General features: G+C 74.2%; 2 protein-coding genes. One reads left to right on the forward strand and one right to left on the reverse strand.

The window, feature by feature from the left end; all coding sequences use genetic code 11:
* Positions 1–22 precede the first annotated feature (22 nt).
* Positions 23–913 carry an oxidoreductase gene (locus tag ACFU6K_RS37455; RefSeq protein WP_380670888.1) on the reverse strand — a complete coding sequence of 297 codons (891 nt, stop codon included), beginning with the start codon at positions 911–913 and terminating at the stop codon, positions 23–25.
* A 216-nt stretch (positions 914–1,129) separates the two neighbouring features.
* Here ACFU6K_RS37455 and ACFU6K_RS37460 point away from each other — a divergent pair, with 216 nt between their 5' ends.
* Complete coding sequence (locus ACFU6K_RS37460) at positions 1,130–2,137, forward strand: ATP-binding protein (protein WP_380670890.1); 1,008 nt, start codon at positions 1,130–1,132, stop codon at positions 2,135–2,137.
* The last annotated feature ends 47 nt before the right edge of the window (positions 2,138–2,184 follow it).

Consider the following 2,184-nt stretch of genomic DNA (forward strand, 5'->3'; position numbering starts at 1 on the left):
GGCGCCGCCCCTGTCGGGGCGCTCAGACCATCCCGCGCTGCATCGCCTCGCAGACCGCCGTGCTCTCCCGGACCCCGAGCCGCAGCGCCCGGCCGCTGTACGCGATCCAGGCCGCCATCCCCTCGGGGGTCCCCGCCAGGTAGCCGGCCAGGGCTCGGCGGTGGGCGGCGGTGCCGAGTTCGGCCAGGCCGACCTCGGCCGGGCAGATCGACTTCGGGTCGAGCCCCTCGGCGATCAGCACGATCCGCTGGGCGGCCCGCGCGATCACGCCGTTGTGGGCGCCGAACGGCCGCAGTGCGAGCAGTTCGCCGTGCACCACCGAGGCCACGACGAGAGCCGGCGTGCCCACCCCCTGGCCCTCCGCGCGCGCCACCAGCAGCCGGGAGAGCTGGTCGAGCCGGGCCGCGACCTCCTCCGCACCCGGAGCGGGCGGCAGCACGGGCGGCGGCCCGTCGACGGCGTCGACCTGGACGCTCTCCACCGGCTCCAGCTCCCGCGGGAACAACACCTCCGCGCCCTCCCCGGCCCGCCGCGGGCGACCGGCGGCCGGATCGCCGTCGCCGACCGCGAGCAGGTGCAGCCGGGCCAGCACCTGGAGCGGCGAGTGCCGCCAGATGCTGAGCAGCTGGCCGGCCTCGGCGGCGATCCGCAGGGCCGCGCCGACCGTCCGGGCCTCGGGGTCCGCGCCGAAGTCGCTACGGCGGCGGACCTCCTCCAGCGGCCAGTCGGCCCCGGCCAGGGCCGCCGACGCGCGGGCGCCGCGCAGCGCGGACTCGGAGGTGACCTCGGCCGCGCGGCGGCGCATCACCCGGTGGCCGTAGAGCCGGTCGACGGCCTTGCGCACCTCGGCGACCGCGTCGGGCACCCCGGGGAGCTGGGCCAGCGGGGCGAGGGGATCAGTTCCAGTGCTCACCTACCCGAGAGTAATGAACGGGCCGCCCCTCCCGGAACAGCAACCCCGCATCACCCATTAGAGGCAATCCTCACTTCCCACCCCCGGTGACACCCAAACCCCGGCTAGCATGGCCGCTATCGGAGACGATAACGATTTCCAACTAGGGGGCGCATCGCGCGGCCCCTAGGCGGACGGCCCGCAGCGAGGGCCCTGAGCGAGAGCCGGAGTCCCCAGATGAAGATCGCCTTCGTCGGCAAGGGCGGCAGCGGGAAGACCACGCTGTCCGCGCTGTTCATCCGCCACCTGGCAGCCCTGGGCCGGCCGGTCGTCGCCGTGGACGCCGACATCAACCAGCACCTGGGCCCCGCCCTGGGCCTGACGGACGATCAGGCCGCCGCGCTGCCCTCGCTGGGCGGGCACCTGCCGGAGATCAAGGAGTACCTGCGCGGCAGCAACCCGCTCATCCGCTCCTCCAACGAGATGATCAAAACCACGCCGCCCGGCCGTGGTTCGCGGCTGCTGCGGATCGTCGAGGAGAACCCGGTCTACGCCTCCTGCGCCCGCCCGATCGCGCTGGACGAGGGCTCGGTCCGGCTGCTGGCGACCGGCGCGTTCACCGAGGAGGACCTCGGGGTGGCCTGCTACCACTCCAAGGTCGGCGCGGTGGAGCTGCTGCTCAACCACCTGCTGGACGGCCCGGGCGAGTACCTGGTGACCGACATGACCGCGGGCTCGGACTCCTTCGCCTCCGGCCTGTTCACCCGCTTCGACCTGACCTTCCTGGTCGCCGAACCGACCCGCAAGGGCATCTCCGTCTACCGCCAGTACAAGGACTACGCCCGCGACTTCGGCGTGCGGCTGCGGGTGGTCGGCAACAAGGTGCAGGGCCCGGACGACCTGGCCTTCCTGCGCCGCGAGGTCGGCGACGACCTGCTCACCACCTTCCAGCAGTCGGACTGGGTCCGCCGCCTGGAGCAGGGCGCCGAACCGCCGCTGAAGTCCCTGGAGACGGCCAACCGGGCCGTGCTGGAGGAGCTGCGGATCGAGGCCGACGCGGCGTACGGGCGGCGGGACGCGCGCCGCTACACCGAGCAGGCGGTGCTCTTCCACCGCCGCAACGCGGAGAGTTGGGCCAACTCCAAGGTCGGCATCGACCTCGCGACCCAGGTGGACGAGGACTTCGTCCTGGGCGGGTTCGCGGACGGCGACGCACGCACCGCCCCGGCGGGCGCCCGCGCCTGACCCCCGCCACCGCCGCCGAACGGGCCGCGCCCTCCCCTGCTCCGGGG

This window comes from Kitasatospora sp. NPDC057512, assembly GCF_042802135.1.
In the GTDB taxonomy this organism is placed as follows: Bacteria; Actinomycetota; Actinomycetes; order Streptomycetales; family Streptomycetaceae; genus Kitasatospora.

Bases quoted from the DNA above. Each gene is read 5' to 3' on its own strand.
- ACFU6K_RS37460 (WP_380670890.1), top strand. From the start codon at position 1,130: ATGAAGATCGCCTTCGTCGGCAAGGGCGGCAGCGGGAAGACCACGCTG.